Annotated in this window: 24 protein-coding genes; 20 read left to right on the top strand and 4 right to left on the bottom strand. The window is 59.7% G+C overall.

All coding sequences use genetic code 11. The features are described from left to right. The 4 genes from ACT3TY_RS15505 to ACT3TY_RS15490 all read right to left on the bottom strand — a co-directional run. Positions 1 to 284: hypothetical protein (locus ACT3TY_RS15505; RefSeq protein WP_444628846.1), on the bottom strand; the 284-nt coding region annotated here is incomplete at its 3' end. A gap of 1019 nt (positions 285 to 1303) precedes the next feature. Further along, positions 1304 to 1558: a hypothetical protein gene (locus tag ACT3TY_RS15500; RefSeq protein ID WP_444628845.1), complete on the bottom strand. Its 255-nt coding sequence runs from the start codon at positions 1556 to 1558 to the stop codon at positions 1304 to 1306. 45 nt (positions 1559 to 1603) lie between these two features. Further along, complete coding sequence (locus ACT3TY_RS15495; protein ID WP_444628844.1) at positions 1604 to 2638, bottom strand: phage portal protein; 1035 nt, start codon at positions 2636 to 2638, stop codon at positions 1604 to 1606. Continuing rightward, on the bottom strand, positions 2635 to 4413 hold the full coding sequence (locus ACT3TY_RS15490; protein ID WP_444628843.1) for a terminase large subunit domain-containing protein: 1779 nt from the start codon (positions 4411 to 4413) through the stop codon (positions 2635 to 2637). The genes ACT3TY_RS15495 and ACT3TY_RS15490 overlap by 4 nt, the downstream gene beginning before the upstream one ends. 144 nt (positions 4414 to 4557) lie before the next feature. Here ACT3TY_RS15490 and ACT3TY_RS15485 point away from each other — a divergent pair, with 144 nt between their 5' ends. The 20 genes from ACT3TY_RS15485 (at position 4558) to ACT3TY_RS15390 (ending at position 14990) form a co-directional block, all read left to right on the top strand. Next, a complete protein-coding gene (locus tag ACT3TY_RS15485) occupies positions 4558 to 5376 on the top strand; it encodes a GPO family capsid scaffolding protein (RefSeq protein ID WP_444628842.1) in 819 nt (272 codons plus the stop codon). 8 nt (positions 5377 to 5384) lie between these two features. Further along, the gene (locus tag ACT3TY_RS15480; RefSeq protein ID WP_444628841.1) at positions 5385 to 6398 is read left to right on the top strand and encodes a phage major capsid protein, P2 family; all 1014 of its coding nucleotides are present in this window, start codon (positions 5385 to 5387) and stop codon (positions 6396 to 6398) included. Positions 6399 to 6400: 2 nt separating this feature from the next. Further along, the gene (gene gpM / locus ACT3TY_RS15475; protein WP_444628840.1) at positions 6401 to 7066 is read left to right on the top strand and encodes a phage terminase small subunit; all 666 of its coding nucleotides are present in this window, start codon (positions 6401 to 6403) and stop codon (positions 7064 to 7066) included. A 116-nt stretch (positions 7067 to 7182) separates the two neighbouring features. Next, positions 7183 to 7656 carry a head completion/stabilization protein gene (locus tag ACT3TY_RS15470; RefSeq protein ID WP_444628839.1) on the top strand — a complete coding sequence of 158 codons (474 nt, stop codon included), beginning with the start codon at positions 7183 to 7185 and terminating at the stop codon, positions 7654 to 7656. Next, the gene (locus tag ACT3TY_RS15465) at positions 7653 to 7862 is read left to right on the top strand and encodes a tail protein X (RefSeq protein ID WP_444628838.1); all 210 of its coding nucleotides are present in this window, start codon (positions 7653 to 7655) and stop codon (positions 7860 to 7862) included. The genes ACT3TY_RS15470 and ACT3TY_RS15465 overlap by 4 nt, the downstream gene beginning before the upstream one ends. 17 nt (positions 7863 to 7879) lie before the next feature. Then, positions 7880 to 8083 carry a hypothetical protein gene (locus tag ACT3TY_RS15460; protein WP_192528122.1) on the top strand — a complete coding sequence of 68 codons (204 nt, stop codon included), beginning with the start codon at positions 7880 to 7882 and terminating at the stop codon, positions 8081 to 8083. Then, on the top strand, positions 8073 to 8573 hold the full coding sequence (locus tag ACT3TY_RS15455; protein WP_444628837.1) for a lysozyme: 501 nt from the start codon (positions 8073 to 8075) through the stop codon (positions 8571 to 8573). The genes ACT3TY_RS15460 and ACT3TY_RS15455 overlap by 11 nt, the downstream gene beginning before the upstream one ends. Beyond that, complete coding sequence (lysB, locus tag ACT3TY_RS15450; RefSeq protein ID WP_441679925.1) at positions 8570 to 8992, top strand: Rz-like lysis system protein LysB; 423 nt, start codon at positions 8570 to 8572, stop codon at positions 8990 to 8992. Before ACT3TY_RS15455 ends, lysB begins: the two co-directional genes overlap by 4 nt. Further along, positions 8892 to 9137: an Rz1-like lysis system protein LysC gene (gene lysC / locus ACT3TY_RS15445; protein ID WP_441679923.1), complete on the top strand. Its 246-nt coding sequence runs from the start codon at positions 8892 to 8894 to the stop codon at positions 9135 to 9137. Before lysB ends, lysC begins: the two co-directional genes overlap by 101 nt. Continuing rightward, positions 9100 to 9591 carry a phage tail protein gene (locus tag ACT3TY_RS15440; protein WP_444628836.1) on the top strand — a complete coding sequence of 164 codons (492 nt, stop codon included), beginning with the start codon at positions 9100 to 9102 and terminating at the stop codon, positions 9589 to 9591. The genes lysC and ACT3TY_RS15440 overlap by 38 nt, the downstream gene beginning before the upstream one ends. Beyond that, on the top strand, positions 9584 to 10042 hold the full coding sequence (locus ACT3TY_RS15435) for a phage virion morphogenesis protein (protein ID WP_444628835.1): 459 nt from the start codon (positions 9584 to 9586) through the stop codon (positions 10040 to 10042). Before ACT3TY_RS15440 ends, ACT3TY_RS15435 begins: the two co-directional genes overlap by 8 nt. A 61-nt stretch (positions 10043 to 10103) precedes the next feature. Further along, the gene (locus tag ACT3TY_RS15430) at positions 10104 to 10655 is read left to right on the top strand and encodes a phage baseplate assembly protein V (protein ID WP_444628834.1); all 552 of its coding nucleotides are present in this window, start codon (positions 10104 to 10106) and stop codon (positions 10653 to 10655) included. An 8-nt stretch (positions 10656 to 10663) separates the two neighbouring features. Continuing rightward, on the top strand, positions 10664 to 11005 hold the full coding sequence (locus ACT3TY_RS15425; protein WP_444628833.1) for a GPW/gp25 family protein: 342 nt from the start codon (positions 10664 to 10666) through the stop codon (positions 11003 to 11005). After that, a complete protein-coding gene (locus ACT3TY_RS15420; RefSeq protein WP_444628832.1) occupies positions 11002 to 11898 on the top strand; it encodes a baseplate assembly protein in 897 nt (298 codons plus the stop codon). The genes ACT3TY_RS15425 and ACT3TY_RS15420 overlap by 4 nt, the downstream gene beginning before the upstream one ends. Then, the gene (locus ACT3TY_RS15415) at positions 11895 to 12620 is read left to right on the top strand and encodes a phage tail protein I (protein ID WP_444628831.1); all 726 of its coding nucleotides are present in this window, start codon (positions 11895 to 11897) and stop codon (positions 12618 to 12620) included. Before ACT3TY_RS15420 ends, ACT3TY_RS15415 begins: the two co-directional genes overlap by 4 nt. Then, positions 12617 to 13144: a phage tail-collar fiber domain-containing protein gene (locus ACT3TY_RS15410; protein WP_444628830.1), complete on the top strand. Its 528-nt coding sequence runs from the start codon at positions 12617 to 12619 to the stop codon at positions 13142 to 13144. The genes ACT3TY_RS15415 and ACT3TY_RS15410 overlap by 4 nt, the downstream gene beginning before the upstream one ends. After that, entirely contained in the window at positions 13141 to 13512 is a 372-nt protein-coding gene (locus ACT3TY_RS15405) for a hypothetical protein (RefSeq protein WP_444628829.1), read from the top strand. The genes ACT3TY_RS15410 and ACT3TY_RS15405 overlap by 4 nt, the downstream gene beginning before the upstream one ends. Beyond that, positions 13505 to 13759, top strand: coding sequence for a hypothetical protein (locus tag ACT3TY_RS15400; protein WP_444628828.1), 255 nt, complete (start codon positions 13505 to 13507; stop codon positions 13757 to 13759). The genes ACT3TY_RS15405 and ACT3TY_RS15400 overlap by 8 nt, the downstream gene beginning before the upstream one ends. Beyond that, positions 13756 to 14127: a hypothetical protein gene (locus ACT3TY_RS15395; RefSeq protein ID WP_444628827.1), complete on the top strand. Its 372-nt coding sequence runs from the start codon at positions 13756 to 13758 to the stop codon at positions 14125 to 14127. Before ACT3TY_RS15400 ends, ACT3TY_RS15395 begins: the two co-directional genes overlap by 4 nt. After that, positions 14124 to 14990, top strand: a complete 867-nt coding sequence (locus tag ACT3TY_RS15390; protein ID WP_444628826.1) for a hypothetical protein — start codon at positions 14124 to 14126, stop codon at positions 14988 to 14990. Before ACT3TY_RS15395 ends, ACT3TY_RS15390 begins: the two co-directional genes overlap by 4 nt. Positions 14991 to 14992 lie beyond the last annotated feature (2 nt).

The following is a 14992-nucleotide window of genomic DNA, read 5'->3' as shown; positions in this document are numbered from 1 at the left end:
GCCACCATATCCAAGAAGCCTTTATACAGTTCTACCTTTCTTTCCCGATGAGCCTCTTCAATTTCCCTTTTTTTGATCTGTGCTTGAGTATAGAGAGCACCTCCAACACCCACTAAAACAGTGGCCATTGCTCCGACAACTGCCGCAGAAACGGAAGGATTCGCACTTTCTAGGAATATCAGCAACCTAGCCAGGATTATCCAGACAAGATAGCCCGCCCCAACGATTAGCCCAATGCCAAGTATCAGCCCAATGGCTTGAGCCAGTTTCGGAGATTTCCCCATTTATTTACCTTCTAACATGGCTGAACGAGCATGCCGCGTTTGCCGGGATGCCCGCTCTGGGTCGTTATCAAGCTCATATCGATAGCTCATGATTCTTAAGATAACAGTAACGAAGCCAGCAAGCCTTGTCACCTTCGTATTGACGAAAACAAGACCAAGGTAGGCAAAGGTGAAAAGGCTGGACAGCCAAATCCCAAACACAAAAAAGCCCGCTGATTGCTCAGCGGGCTTTTTCTATATTCTGTGGCGGAGGGGGAGGGATTCGAAACCACACTGAGTGTGTAATACAGCGATAAGCACTTGATTTGTATAGCCGTAATCTTGGCTAAAACTGCGATTTTGTTCCCAACTCGTTCCCAGCACATTACGACGGTCACATATGACACGTGCGTGTGCGCATCATGTGTGAAGGCTTCGTCAGAATGTTTGGGGGTCTCGGAAAAAGGTAATAAAGGTAACCAACTTCGAAAAACAGGAATAAGACGCTGAAATATATATAATTAAAACAGTCGTTCAAAAGGTAATAAAAAGGTGATCAAGAGGTAACCACATTACCTTTTCAAAAGGTGAATTGATCACTTATAAAAATCATTAACTATCATGCACTTAATAGAAAATTACCTTTTGCATCACCTTTTATTACCTTTCAAAGGTAATCTATAAACTTCTAATAATCAGTTAGTTACATATAAAAATATGCCAGATCACCTAGATTACCTTTTCCCGACGTCCCCCATGCTTCTGAGGCTGTCCCCGCTAGCTGAGTTAGCTATAACGCTGTATGACGAAATCCGCATGATTCCGCATGAAAATGAACGTACATGATTTGACCGTACACCGTAGTGACGGCGCAGCTTAGCGGCATGCGCATGGGCGCATAAAATCACACAGGTTTAGCGCGCAGGCGGGGCGGGGAGTCGACGGCGCACCATAGTAGTTAGCTGGGTTGGTTAGCCAGAATTTTAACCAGTCATAAAAAAAACCGCCTTCGATAGGCGGTTAAATGTTATAGATTGAAATCAGTCATCAGGCCCACGCTCAATATACGCATTCCATTTACCAGCATCGAGCTTAGCCTTGACCAAGATTGAAGTCGTGTAAGCCCCTCCCTCTGCCTTAGAAAAATGATATGACATATCCCCTCTATATTCTGTCGGTGAGATCTTTTCTAAGCTGACCGACTCATAGCCGTCTTCCAATCCTGGGTAAACCCTGAATAACCTTTGACGAACGGCTTTTAACATTTTTTCGCGATCTACGTCATGTTGCCCCATCGTAACCTCCTTACTTCAACTAACACTTTCAGTTGAGCATAACCTTCAGTCTCCTGAAAGGGAATAATCTCTAAATCGAACCACCTCCTGCCCCACCACATCATTGATCTCAAGAAACACCGCCTGCAGTGACTCAAGCTCGTTCGTGTTGAACACCCGAGCGGCCTTCTCTACATCGCCGAAGCCGCCGACGTTGTTCGGCATGACGCCCATGAGCTGAGCGGGTACCCGGTGGGCCGCCAGCGTGTCATCTCTGGTGATGTTCTTAATGCCCGCGAACTCATCCTTTGCTGCTACCTCGCTGATCGGGATCAGTTGCACGCCGTCTTTCTTGCCACCCGGCGTATAGAGGAACAGATTCCGAAAATTGCCTGGCCCTTTCGACGACTTCAACGCCCCGCGCATCGCGTCGATGTCCTCTTGGTTCATGGCCTCGTCGGTCACGTTGAGGATGAACCCGGCGTGGCTGCCGTTGAGGTAGTACTTGCGTCGGAACAGGGTCGCGTTTTCGTTGAGCAAGATCGACTGCATGGCGCCCAGGTAGTCGGGCACGCCGTAGATCTCTTGGTTGATGTCCGGCTCGAGCAGATGAATGATCGAATCTCGCTCGAACTCGGCGGGCATTCGCCAGTCGCTCGTCCACCAGTACTGGCCCGGCTCCACACCGCGGCGCACATAGCGCGCCTGGGCCGGTCGGATCTCGAGCAGCCGGCCCAGGCGCCCGAACACCCTTTCGGCGTAGGCATTACCGAACACTAGGTAATCGGTCACCAGCGCCCGGAACGCCTGGCGGCTCAACAGCGGATGCGGAATGAACGAGCGGCTCAGGATATTGCGCTTCACCTGAAGCGATGAGCCATGATGCGCCGTCGCGCGGTAGGCCCGGGCCAGCGCGGGCAGATCCACCGGCGGCTCGTACCACTTCGCGCCCAACATCCAGCAGCCGTTATAGAGAAAGTCGTGCATATCGAGGACCGGTACCGGGTCACCGAAGGTGAAAGACTCCGCTCGCGCCGGTGCCGGAGACGCCGCCAGCGTCGCCCGCACACGAACGCGCGGTTTGTCCGCTGTCGCTATCATCCGTATATCTCCATGATCGAGCCACCGCGCTCGCCCTCGGCGAGAACATCGATGGGCTCATTGCTGAGTGCGTGCATGGTGGCCCAGGCCAGATCGGCGTGACCGGTCTGCGCGTTGCGACCACCGGAATAGGTGAACTGCCGGCCGCTGGCGGTGAGCTCACGGCGGATCGCCGAGAACGACTGCGCGACGATCACGTCGCGCGCATCGAACTCCAGGCGGCCGTGACTGATGATGTGCTGCGCTTGGCGCACAAGTGCGGCTTTGCTGTCGGGGGTATACCGGTGACGGCTGACCCGGGGGAACCAGCGCGACACCAGTTGCGCTACGGCCTCCCCCATTCCGGTCGTATCGATATCGATATGCTGAACGTTGTAGCGGCTAGACACCTTCTTGATGAACTCGGCCTGCGCTTCATAGTCGTGGCCCTTGATGCGGTGCTGCTCGAGGATGCGATGACGACCATTGCGGTTCTTCGCCGGTGCCAGCACGACTAACCCTGCCCCATCGCTGTTCTCGCCGTCGCCCGCTGGGTCGTAACCGATCCACACCGGTGCCTGGCCGAACGGCCGTTGGGCGAAGGGTTTCCAATCTCGCCAGATATCCCAGCTGTCTACCATGCAGCGCTGCATGGTCATCATCGGGAATGCCGATTGGGAGTCGTCCACGAACTCGCACATCAGCAGGTTTGAAAACTCCTCGTCGGAGTATTCGAGGCGCAACTGGTCGATATCGAACAGATCGCACCCGCCAGCGATGGCATCTTGAATCGTCACAATCTGCCGCCACTGACCATCGCCGCAGCGTGCGCCCTTGGCCAGCGCCGAGTGGCTCACGTCGATCTCGATACGATCCGCTTTTGCCCGACGCTTGTTGAAGCGTTCGCCGGTCCAGAACGGGTACGCCTCGTGGGCCACGCTGCTCGGTGTGCTGAAATAGGTTTGGCGCCACTTCTTGTGCATCGCCATCCCGCTGGTCACTTTCCGGAACTGCTCGAAGCCGTGAATCCAGAAATATTCGTCCAGGTAGGTGTCGCCGTGGTAGCCCTGCGCCGTCTTGGCGTTCGTGCCCAGAAAATGCAACTCCGCACCATTGGCCAACACGATTGGGTCGCCCTTGAGCTCCACGCCTGTGGTTTCTTTCACGAACTGAATGATGTAGTTCCGGAAGATATGCGCCTGGGCTTTCGAGGCGGACATGAAAATCTTGTTCTTGCCGCTTTCAAGCGCATCCGCGATAGCCTCGCGGGCAAAAAACCAGGTGGCACCAATTTGGCGGCTCTTGAGTAGGTTCCGGATACGCTCATGCTGCCCCGCCCGGTACCAGCCGCGCTGGTAATCGAACAGTGACGCCTCAAAGGCCTCGACGATCTGGATAACACCCTCGTCACCCACATCATTGCGTTGAGGTTTGCGCTTCTCACCTGCGTTGCGTCGTTCGATATTCGGGTTAAGGTCCGCTTCCTTCCCGCTGCCCTCGTACTTGTGCACCCGGGCCAGCCGCTCGATCTGTCGACCCAACAGATCGATCTCCTTGAAGTCCTTCCCCTCCTTCGCGTCCTTCCAGATCAGCTGCACCATGCGCGCCTCGAGCGCGCCCTCGACTCGCTGGCTAGGCGAGGCCTCATCCCAGCCACCGCGCTTTTTCCAGCTATCGATGGTGGCCCGGGGCACGTCCAGAAATTCCGCGATGCGCGCGATCCGCCACCCCATCCAGTAAAGGTGCCGAGCAGATAAGCGGTGTTGGTCGTCGTCGATGTGGGCGATCTGTGTCATGCCGCCAGCGTACCCGCGCGCGCAAGGACACGACCGCCCCGCTCGGGGTCGATACCGGTACTCACACCCAGCGCGCATTGAGCGCAAACGCCTGGGCGCGGAACCTGACCACCTGCCACTGCCCCAACCAACCGAGGCCCACCCATGCCCTGGCATCGCATTGCTACAGAAGGCGCCACAACCGACGGCCGCAAGATCTCCGCCGAGTGGCTCGAACAAATGGCCGCCAATTTCGACCCCGATAAATACGGCTGTCGCATCAACCTGGAACACATTCGCGGCGTGATGCCGGATAGCCCTTTCAAAAGCTACGGTGACGTAACGGCCCTGAAAACGGAGAAAAACGCTGAAGGGAAGCTACAACTGCTCGCCGAGATCGACCCGACCGAGGAACTCAAGACGCTCAACCAGCAACGCCAGAAGGTTTACACCAGCATGGAGGTGGATCTCGATTTCGCCGATACCGGTGAAGCTTACCTGGTCGGCTTGGCCGTCACCGACACCCCGGCATCACTCGGCACATCGATGCTCCAGTTCAGCGCCCAGCAGGTCGAGAGCGGCGGCGAATCACCACTGGCCAGCCGCAAGCAGCGCCCGGACAACCTGTTCTCCGAGGCCATCGAGACCACCTTCGACTTCAACGAGCCGCAGGAAAAAGGCCCGACGCTGGCCGAGCGCGTGAAAGCGCTGTTCGCCAAGCACGACGCCAAGAGCGACAAGGGCTTTGCCGCCTTCCGCACCGAGCTCGAGGAAACGCTCGACCTGTTCGTAACGCGCTACGCGGCCCTTTCGGATGACCTTGCCAAGCGCCCTACCGCCGCCGCCTTCACTGAGCTGAGCGAGGCACACGAGGCCCTGAAAACCCGGTTCGACGAGCTGTATACCCGACTCGATAAAACCCCACGCCACCAGCGCCGCCGCGAAGCCACCGGCGGCGGTGACGCCTACGAAACCGACTGCTGAGAGAGACCATGCGCAACGAAACCCGCAAGCAACTCAACACTTACGCCAAGCGGCTCGCCCAGCTCAACGGTGCCGAAAATGCCTTCTCCGCGTTCGAGATCGACGCCACGGTGCAGCAAACCCTCGAGACCAAGATCCAGGAATCCAGTGAGTTCCTGGGTCGCGTCAATATGGTTGGCGTGCGCGACCTCAAGGGCCAGAAGCTTGGCCTGAGCATCGGTAGCCCCATCGCTGGCCGTACCGATGTCAGCCAGCGTGACCGCAATCCCATCGACCCAACCAACCTCGAAGCACACGACTACGAGTGCCACTCCACCGAGTTCGATACCTTCCTCAGCTGGGCGAAGTTGGATGCCTGGGCCAAGTTTCCGGATTTTCAAGTGCGCGTGCGGGATGCCATCGTCCGTCAGCAAGCGCTGGATCGGATCATGATCGGTTTCAACGGAACCTCTGCCGCCAAGCAGACCGACCGTGCGAAAAACCCGATGCTGCAGGATGTGAACATCGGCTGGCTGCAGCAGTACCGTAACCACGCTTCAGCTCGTGTCATCAGTGGCATTCAGTATGGGAAAGGACAGGAGTTCCAGAACCTGGACGCGCTGCTGTTCGAGGCCGTGAACTCACTGATCGACCCCTGGCATCGTGACAACACCGACCTCGTCGCGCTGGTGGGCCGTTCGATGATGACCGAGAAATACCTGCCCAAGATCAACGAGTGGGAGCAGCCCACCGAATCACGCGCACTCGACCTGATCATGGCTCAGAAACGCATGGGTGGGCAGAACGCCATCCAAGTGCCGTTCATGCCGGACAACGCCATTTTCATCACCAGCCTCGACAACCTCTCCATCTACTGGCAGGAAGGCTCGCGCCGTCGTCATCTGATCGAAAAGCCCGAGCGCAAGCGTCTGGTCAATTACGAGAGCTCGAACGACGCCTACGTCATCGAAGATTACGGTAACGGCTGTCTCATCGAAGGCATTGAGAACGTCGACGCCCCCGCAGCCAGTACCGGGGAGTAATCATGACCAGCTCGATTCGCAAACACTTCGAGCGCGTCACCGCGGCCCAGGCCGCGGCGGACGCCGGTGACGCCCCCATGCGCGGTGATGCCTTCGATCTAATGCAAGCGCAGCTTTTTGAGGACTACCGCCGCCTGAAAAGCATCCAATCCGTCGAACGTAAGATCGAGGTGAAGCGCAAGATCCTGCCGAACTACGCCGAGTACGTGACTGGCGTGCTCGAAACCGGCCAGGGCGCCCAGGACGAAGTCATCATGCGCGTCATGCTCTGGCGAATCGACGTGAGAGACATCGACGGCGCACTCGCCATCGCTCGCTACGCCATTGCTCATGGCCTCGAGCCGGGCGATCAATTCCAGCGCTCCACCGCCGCCATACTCGTCGAAGAATCAGCCGAGCAAGCTCTGGCGTTGGCTGAAGGTGATGCCCGCCTGGTGGACGCCCTGATCGAGATCGACCGCCTCACTGAAAGCGCCGATATGCACGACCAGATCCGCGCCAAGCTTCACAAGGCGCTGGGCAACGGCCACCGCGCCCGGGGCGAAACCACCGCCGCACTCGAACACTTCCAGCGCGCGCTCGAGCTCAATGATCGCGTGGGCGTGAAGAAAGATATCGAGCGCCTCGAGCGCGAGCTGAAACAGAACGTCGCCAAGCCCACCGGCTAGGCCAACCGAGTCGACCGCCGACGTCAGGGGGCGCGACGTGAGAGTCAGGCCACGGCCCACGCTCGAAACGCCGCCCACCCCCTTTTACTTAGCGGCTCACAATACGAGGGAACCCGATGAGCAGTTTCATTTCTGCAGGTACACCCACGAAAGAAACGCCGGAGCCGTGCATCGAGAACAACGGCTTCTGGCCGGACATCCAACCGAGTGACTTCCGTGAACGCCACCGGCTGGATGGCACCATCACCAGCGCCCGCATCGAAGGCGCGCTGCTTGCCGCCATAGCTACGGTGAACCGCACGCTGCGTCACTGGCAGCAGGCCAAGGTCGACGCGGGCTACCCCACCATGGACTCACTGCCTATCCCCCTCTGGCAAGCGCCGGAAGTGTTTCGCGGGCTCTACCTGCGCGCCGTATTCTCGATGGCCCACGCCAGTCTGATCGAACGCTACGCCGACTATGACGCCACCAACAGTGGTCGCGACCGCGGCGAGCGCTTGACCGACCCCGCCGCCAGCTACCGACGCGACGCCACCTGGGCGATCAGCGAGATCGAGGGCCGCCCGCATAGCACGGTCGAGCTGATATGACCGTGGTGTATGCCCAGCAAAACGACACGCTGGACGCGGTGTGCTACCGCGTTTATGGCCGCACCCAAGGGCTTACCGAACAGGTGCTGAAAGCCAACCCCGACTTGGCCGAACACGGGCCGATACTCCCTCATGGCACGCCCATTACGCTGCCCACGATCACCGAGCCCCAACACAGCGCACCCCGCGTGCAGCTGTGGGACTAACACAGGCTGAGGCCCGCATGAGCCATCACTTTGAAATTTCTACCGAGACCGCCAAGGCTGCACCGCCCGCCGTCGTCTCGCTGCTACACGTGGGCGGCATGACGCCTGCCGACTGGGTCACGGTGCTAACGCTTTTATACCTCGCGCTGCAGATCGGGTTGTTGGTACCCCGCTATCTCACCCGCCTGCGCCACTACTGGGAGAACCGTCGTGGGTCTTAAAACACGTATTGGCGTTAGCCTCGCCGCCGGTGCCATTAGTATCGCCACCGCCGTGGTGACTTACTACGAAGGCTACCACCCCACGGCTTACCACGACCCCGTGGGCATTCCGACCATCTGCTATGGCCACACGGCCACCGTGCGCATGGGGCAAACGCTCAGCCAGGCAGCGTGTACCGCCTTGCTTGAAGAAGACTTGGGCGACGCCTTCGCCACGGTCGACAGGCGCGCCCGGGTAAATCTGCCCGCCCCCACCCGCGCCGCGCTGGCATCTTTCGTTTACAACGTTGGGGAAGGCAACTTTGCCCGCTCTACCCTGCTACGCAAGCTCAACCAGGGCGACCTGCGCGGCGCCTGCCATGAGCTAAGCCGCTGGGTATATGCCGATGGGCGAAAACTCAACGGCCTGGTGAAACGCCGCGCTACCGAACGGGAGCTTTGTCTTTCAGGATTGAGTCTGGCCGGGCTGGAACAGGCGCCCTCCCCATGAGCCGACTACTTGCCGCCCTTACCATTCTGGCACTTGTGCTGCTGGTGACCTGGGCACTGTGGCAACGCACCCACGCCGCTGAGGCCCGCGCCGAGCTTGCCGAACAGCAACTGGCGGAATCCCGCCAACGCGAAGCCCAGCATCAGGTCGTGATTGATGCGCTCTGGGATAACGCTTTACGCCAGACCAACCAGCGCCGCGCTTTAGCCCAGCAACAGGCGGCGCTTGCGCGAACCGCCTCCGACCGCTTGACCATCATTGAGGATCTTCACCGTGAAAACGAGACGCTACGCGCCTGGGCTGCTGCTCGCCTGCCTGATGCTGTTAACCGGCTGCGCCACCGCCCCGCCATCACCGGCGCCGCTGCTTATTACGAATCAGTGCGCGACGCCAAGCCCCTGCACGCTCCCGGCCAGTAACCCATTCACCAATGGCGAATTGCACCTGCAGCTTGAACGCACCGAAGCGGCATGGGCGCAGTGCGCCGCCGAAGTAGACGCCATTATTGCCTGCCACGAGAACGCCGATGAAAAAACTCCACCTGCTGCGCACACACCTGATTAACGCCGTACCGATACTCGCCCGCGATCCTGAACGGCTGCTCACCTTTGTGGAAGAAGGCAGTATCGAGTTTCGCCGGGGCCCCAACCTCACCCACGAATACCAGTTTACGGCGCAGTTGGTCCTCACCGACTTTAGCGCGGACCTCGATACCCTCATTGTGCCACTGCTGCAGTGGCTGGCCGAGTACCAACCGGATGCCGACCCAACTGAGGCGGTAAGCTTCGAAGCCGAGATCCTCAGTAATCAATCGGTGGACGTCGCCCTACGCGTCAAACTTACCGAGCGCGTGCTCGCCAAGGTGGATTGCGACACCGGACATATAAAGGTCGATCACGCACTCCCTCGCTTCGAGTCCACCGGCTGCCCCGCCGCTCGCTGGCAGCTGCTGATACGCGATAGCGAAACCGATCCGGACTACACACTCGTGGCCGAATGGGGCAACGGCGATGAGTGATGACATTCAGGCGCTGGACGACTGGCTGAGCCCCCTCATCGCCAAACTGGACGCCAAGCAACGCCGCCGGCTCGCTCGAAAGGTCGCGCAAGATCTTCGCCGTCGTCAGCGCGAGCGTATCCGCGCCCAAACGAACCCGGACGGCACACCCTTTGCCCCTCGAAAGGTGCCGTCACTACGCGCCAAGCAAGGCGGCATTCGCCGCCGCGCCATGTTCAGCAAGCTCTCTACCGCCCGGTGGCTCAAGGCCACGAACCAAGGTGACACCGCCGTAGTCGGCTTTTTCGGCAACGTCGCCCGTCTGACCAAGACCCACCAATACGGCCTACGCGACCGCGTCAGCCGCGACGGCCCCCGCGTCGAATATGCCCAGCGCGAGCTACTCGGGTTTACCGCCCAGGATCGCGAACACATTGCGGGATCGGTACTCACCCACCTGGACACGGTGTAAATCCACCCACTCACACCTGCCGCCGCTTCGCCCAAACGCCACGCCGCCGCACGATAGCGGCATGAACATTCCCGAACTTCTCCGCCTGCTGCACAACCTGATCCGCCTCGGCACCATTGCCGAGGTGGATCACGACGCTGCCCGCGTGCGCGTCAAAACCGGCGAGCTCCTCACCGGCTGGCTGCCGTGGCTCGAAGGCCGCGCGGGCACCACGCGGGACTGGAACCCGCCCACCCAAGGCGAGCAGGTCATCATTTTTTCACCTGGCGGCGACCCTGCTGCTGGCGTGGTGCTGACCGGATTGTTCTCCAACGCGCATCCAGCCCCTGCGGATTCCGCCGCGCTTTGGCGCAGGCTGTTCCCCGATGAAGGGCTATTCGAGTACGACCACACTGACAGCGTACTGCGCATCCGCCTACCCGGTGCCATTGAGATCACCGCGCCCGGCGGCACTACCTGGCAGGGCAATATTAAGCATACCGGTGAGCTGAACCGTGAAGGCGGCTATGCACAGCAAGGCGGTGGATTAAGGCATAACGGCAAGAACGTTGGGCACGACCATGCCCACAGCGGCATCCAACCCGGCCCCGCCAATACCCAGGGGCCGGTGTAATGGCGGGCATGAGCGCACAGAACGGCCGTCGGCTGGATTCGCTGGCCCATATCCAGCAATCCGTGGCGGACATTCTCACCACGCCTATTGGCTCCCGCGTAATGCGCCGAGAGTACGGCTCGTTGCTGCCAGAGCTGATCGACCAACCATTAAACGGCCCCACCGCTCTGCGCGCCTATGCCGCCACCGTGGTGGCCTTGATGAGGTGGGAACCACGCATTCGTGTACAGCAAGTCTCTCGGCAAGTATCCACCCAGCGGCCCGGCCGCTTTGACTTGATGATTACTGCCCGGCGGGTAGATAACGGCGAAAGCGTTAGCCTCGCGGTGCCGCTAAGGGGGAACGCATGAACAACGCGATTGACCTCTCCCGGCTACCCGCGCCCAACATCATTGAGCCGCTGGACTATGAAACTCTGTTGGCTGAACGAAAAGCGCAATTGGTTGCCCTGCACCCCGAAGAGGAGCGGGAAAGCGTTGCCGAGCTGCTCGCTCTCGAATCCGAGCCAACGGTCAAACTGCTGCAGGAGAACGCGTACCGCGAGCTCTTACTTCGTCAACGTATCAACGAAGCCGCACGGGCCTGCATGATCGCCTTTGCAAACGATGAAGATCTTGATCAGCTCGGGGCCAACCTCAACGTAAAACGCCTGGTGCTGGACGAAGGCAACCCCACCGCCCTTCCACCGGTACCGCCAACACTTGAAAGCAACCGCGACTACCGCGCCCGCATCCAGCTGGCGTTTGAGGGGTTATCGGTGGCAGGGCCCAGCGGAGCTTACGAATATCAGGCGATCAGCGCCCATCCCAGCGTGCTAGATGTCTCGGTGGCCAGCCCCGAGCCGGTGGAGGTCGTGCTCACCATTCTCTCCCGGGAAGACGGTGGCCAGCCCAGCCAAGCGGTGCTCGAAGCCGTGCGCAAGCGCGTGGATGAACGCCGCCCGCTGACGGATCGCGTCACCGTGCAGGCCGCCACCCTGCTGCCCTTTAGCATCAGCGCCGTGCTCGCCCTGCGCGATGGCCCCGACCCTGCGGTGATTCGTGAGCAAGCCCGGCAGCAGCTAACGGCTTATGTGGATGCCCGCCACCGTCTGAGTGCCTGGATCACCCGCTCAGGCGTCCACGCCGCCCTCACCGTCGAAGGCGTTGAGCGCATCACGCTCCAAGGCTTTAGCGAGATCATCGCCGCCAAATACCAGGCGCCGCACTGCACCGGCATCACTCTACAGGCGGAGGGCGTATGACTGATCTACTGCCCCCTAACCGCACCGCCCTGGAATCGCGCCTGGCCGCATCGCACCCGCTCGCGCTGCCGGTACCGCTGCGCACGCTCTGGAACCCGGCCACTTGTCCGGTGCAGTTTCTGCCCTTCCTAGCCTGGGCATTCTCAGTCGACCAGTGGCACGAAACCTGGCCAGAAAGCATAAAGCGCCGCGTGATCGCCAACAGCGCAGAGCTACACCGCATCAAAGGCACCCGCCCAGCGGTGGAGCTGGCCATGGAATCGCTAGGCGTTAGCGTAGAGCTAACCGAGTGGTTTGAAGCCACACCGAACCTGCCACGGGGCACGTTCAGCGCCGTGCTCTACGTGAACGAAAACCTCACGCCCGAAGCCCCCGCGCTACTCAGCGACACGCTCTACACCCAGCTACGCCACGCCATCGACAACGCCAAGAACGTGCGCAGCCACTACACCTTCAAGGTGGGTGCCAAATACGCGGCAGGCATCGGTGCCGCCAGTGCCCTTCAAAGCGCAGCCGTTCGCCGTGACACCGCCAACGCCGTGACGCCACCGCTAGAAGCAACCAGCCGCATTGGTGTAGCCGCCGCGCAACGTACGGCTGGTGTTGCTCGCCACACCGCCACGGCAACCCAAGACGCCACTCTATCCACTTCCCCGCTAGCCGTGGCCTGCACCTTTAGCGCCACAGCGGTGGCCCGTTACTCCATGGAGACATACGCATGACGGCCCTGACTCCCACGCTCACCCTCGCCGGGCTAAACGCGGTCTTTAACGCTGAAGGCGATGGCCTACAGGCACGCATTACCCACATGGTGCTCGGCGACCAAGGCCGCACGCCCAGCCCCTCGCACACCTCGCTAGGCAACCAGCGCCGTCGTATTGCCATTGCCGATGGCGAGAAAACCGCCGACCGGCAGCTCCACGTCACCGGCGTGGTGGACGGCGATGGCCCGGAGTTCTGGGTGCGCGAGGTAGGTTTCGAGCTGGAAGACGGCACGCTGCTAGCAATCTGGTCAGATGAGCAGCCGTTGGCCTACGTCTCTAATAACGTACCGCTGCTGCTAGCCTTTGATCTTCGCCTGGATGCCCTACCGGCCGACGCCGTCACCATCGTCACGACAGGGGCCAATCTCTCGCTGGCTGCCTGGGGTGAACAGTACACCGCCAACGCGGCCGCTATCGTCGACAACATGGCCCGCCAGGTGGATCTGCTGTTTCGTGTTCAGGAACTAGAGAAGCGCGCATGAGTACTCAAGCCCCCACGCTCACCATGGTGGCCGGTACCACGTACCGCTTTAGCGCAGCTTGGGCCAGCGACGATGGCAATTCCAACACCCATGCCACGCCGATCGACCTCACCGGCTGCGAAGCCATCCTTATGGTGGTCAGCCATCAGGGCGAAACCCTGCTCACCTGCGAAACCGGTAGCGGTATCGAGCTGGAACCGGCACAGGGCGGCATTAACCTGCACATTCGCCCCGAGCAAACCGCCGGGCCGATAGCCCCTCACTGGGCAGGCGCCCGCTACGAGCTGCGCATCACCTTCCCCAACGGCGACGTGTTCAGCCTGCTGCAAGGGCGCTTCCAGCTACAGCCGGGGGTGATACATGGCTAACGCCACCCGCCTCACCATCACCATGCCCGCCCGCAGCGTCACCGTGCGCCTACCCGCGCCGCCGCGCTTTCAGGTAGTTAGCCACGGCCTGCAGGGGCCACCCGGCACGCTATCGCCGGAGATCCTTGCCCAAGTGGCCGAAGCCCGCCAAGCCGCCCAGCAAATCGACAGCGTGATGGCCGCACTCACCGACGCCATTAGCTACCACGGCGGCATGATCGCCGCACAGGAGGACGCCACAAAATGAGCTTTGATGAAAACCTCATCGCCCTACGCCAAGCGGTGACCCACACGCTCGGCGTGATCGACGGCAAGCTACGCAACAAAGCGAACAAAACCGATGTGCTCACCACCGAGCAGATCGACGCACGTATTCAGCAACTGATCGGCAGCGCCCCTGAAACCCTCGATACGCTGGCAGAGCTTGCCGACGCCTTAGGCAACAACCCCAATTTCGCGACCACAATCAGCGAGCAACTGGCAAAGAAAGCCAGCAAAACCCAGGTAGCTGAGCAAGAAGAGAAGCTTAGTAACGCCCTCATCGCCCTAACCGACGCCTTTACCAACGGCGCCGCCACTATCCAAAACAGCACTACGGAACAGGAGGCTACATGAGCCTAGAAAGCCAAATCACGGCACTGGTTAGCGCCGCCAATAAGCTAACCAGCGAAGTCGCGAACAAGATGCGGGGCATTGATCAGAAAGTTAGTGAGGCGGTCAAAGCGATCCCGAACCTAGCCCGTACTTATCACATTGACGCCGTACTGGGGAGTGACAGCAATAGTGGTGGCGATAGTGCGCCTCTGGCAACTATCCGAGAGGCGTTGATGCGCTCCGGTGACATCCCGTTTGTGACCATTCGACTACATAATGGACAAGTGCATGAATTTCGTGGAAGGGAGGATTCTTCACATATCTATCATCAAGTAAGAAACCGCGTGGCATTCAGAAGTTACGGCGGCCCGGGTGCTTCACCAATTATTGAGCCAGTCGTTACCACGAGTGTCGATGGTAATAATTCGCTCATGCACTTTTTGGCTATTGAGGATGGAGGCGCCGTTAACGGTCAAAAAGTGGTTTTGAAACTCGCGCAAGGGCTTGATGCGGCAAATAGTCCGAAGCTCAGTATCGGCGTTGGGGGTGCCTTTATTGGGCGCGCCCATGGCCGCCCTGTGGGCTCTGGGCACTTCGTTTGGTCGGACGGCGATATTATCCTGAGTGAGCACTATGCCCTTTTGGCCAGCTCAATTGCAGGAAACTATTCCGTTTCCCTCGACACCCTGAATATCGATGACCCATCTGGCACGGGCGCTTCACGATTCATTGATTTGGGTAACCGGCTCACTCTGAACTTCGCCGTAAATGGAGTGACCCTTGCCGCATCAATGGGCAGCTTTGGCGAATGCATTATCAATAAACCGCTGGCTACCGATGGTCAGCCGATCAACGTTACATCTACTGTCGATTTGACCGCATAAAG

Origin of the sequence: Halomonas sp. AOP22-C1-8 (genome assembly GCF_052378905.1) — a bacterium.
Lineage (GTDB): Bacteria > Pseudomonadota > Gammaproteobacteria > Pseudomonadales > Halomonadaceae > Vreelandella > Vreelandella citrativorans.
Note: the sequence above shows the minus strand (reverse complement) of the source record. Positions and strands in the feature narration are given on the sequence as shown.

Excerpts from the sequence above, each read along its gene's own strand:
- ACT3TY_RS15425 (WP_444628833.1), top strand. The coding sequence starts at position 10,664 with ATGAGCGCACAGAACGGCCGTCGGCTGGATTCGCTGGCCCATATCCAG.
- ACT3TY_RS15410 (WP_444628830.1), top strand. The coding sequence starts at position 12,617 with ATGACGGCCCTGACTCCCACGCTCACCCTCGCCGGGCTAAACGCGGTC.
- ACT3TY_RS15435 (WP_444628835.1), top strand. The coding sequence starts at position 9,584 with ATGAGTGATGACATTCAGGCGCTGGACGACTGGCTGAGCCCCCTCATC.
- ACT3TY_RS15420 (WP_444628832.1), top strand. The coding sequence starts at position 11,002 with ATGAACAACGCGATTGACCTCTCCCGGCTACCCGCGCCCAACATCATT.
- ACT3TY_RS15430 (WP_444628834.1), top strand. The coding sequence starts at position 10,104 with ATGAACATTCCCGAACTTCTCCGCCTGCTGCACAACCTGATCCGCCTC.
- ACT3TY_RS15490 (WP_444628843.1), bottom strand. The coding sequence starts at position 4,413 with ATGACACAGATCGCCCACATCGACGACGACCAACACCGCTTATCTGCT.
- ACT3TY_RS15470 (WP_444628839.1), top strand. The coding sequence starts at position 7,183 with ATGAGCAGTTTCATTTCTGCAGGTACACCCACGAAAGAAACGCCGGAG.
- ACT3TY_RS15495 (WP_444628844.1), bottom strand. The coding sequence starts at position 2,638 with ATGATAGCGACAGCGGACAAACCGCGCGTTCGTGTGCGGGCGACGCTG.
- lysC (WP_441679923.1), top strand. The coding sequence starts at position 8,892 with ATGCTGTTAACCGGCTGCGCCACCGCCCCGCCATCACCGGCGCCGCTG.
- ACT3TY_RS15405 (WP_444628829.1), top strand. The coding sequence starts at position 13,141 with ATGAGTACTCAAGCCCCCACGCTCACCATGGTGGCCGGTACCACGTAC.
- ACT3TY_RS15485 (WP_444628842.1), top strand. The coding sequence starts at position 4,558 with ATGCCCTGGCATCGCATTGCTACAGAAGGCGCCACAACCGACGGCCGC.
- ACT3TY_RS15395 (WP_444628827.1), top strand. The coding sequence starts at position 13,756 with ATGAGCTTTGATGAAAACCTCATCGCCCTACGCCAAGCGGTGACCCAC.
- ACT3TY_RS15400 (WP_444628828.1), top strand. The coding sequence starts at position 13,505 with ATGGCTAACGCCACCCGCCTCACCATCACCATGCCCGCCCGCAGCGTC.
- ACT3TY_RS15390 (WP_444628826.1), top strand. The coding sequence starts at position 14,124 with ATGAGCCTAGAAAGCCAAATCACGGCACTGGTTAGCGCCGCCAATAAG.
- ACT3TY_RS15500 (WP_444628845.1), bottom strand. The coding sequence starts at position 1,558 with ATGGGGCAACATGACGTAGATCGCGAAAAAATGTTAAAAGCCGTTCGT.
- lysB (WP_441679925.1), top strand. The coding sequence starts at position 8,570 with ATGAGCCGACTACTTGCCGCCCTTACCATTCTGGCACTTGTGCTGCTG.
- ACT3TY_RS15440 (WP_444628836.1), top strand. The coding sequence starts at position 9,100 with ATGAAAAAACTCCACCTGCTGCGCACACACCTGATTAACGCCGTACCG.
- ACT3TY_RS15480 (WP_444628841.1), top strand. The coding sequence starts at position 5,385 with ATGCGCAACGAAACCCGCAAGCAACTCAACACTTACGCCAAGCGGCTC.
- ACT3TY_RS15415 (WP_444628831.1), top strand. The coding sequence starts at position 11,895 with ATGACTGATCTACTGCCCCCTAACCGCACCGCCCTGGAATCGCGCCTG.
- ACT3TY_RS15465 (WP_444628838.1), top strand. The coding sequence starts at position 7,653 with ATGACCGTGGTGTATGCCCAGCAAAACGACACGCTGGACGCGGTGTGC.
- gpM (WP_444628840.1), top strand. The coding sequence starts at position 6,401 with ATGACCAGCTCGATTCGCAAACACTTCGAGCGCGTCACCGCGGCCCAG.
- ACT3TY_RS15460 (WP_192528122.1), top strand. The coding sequence starts at position 7,880 with ATGAGCCATCACTTTGAAATTTCTACCGAGACCGCCAAGGCTGCACCG.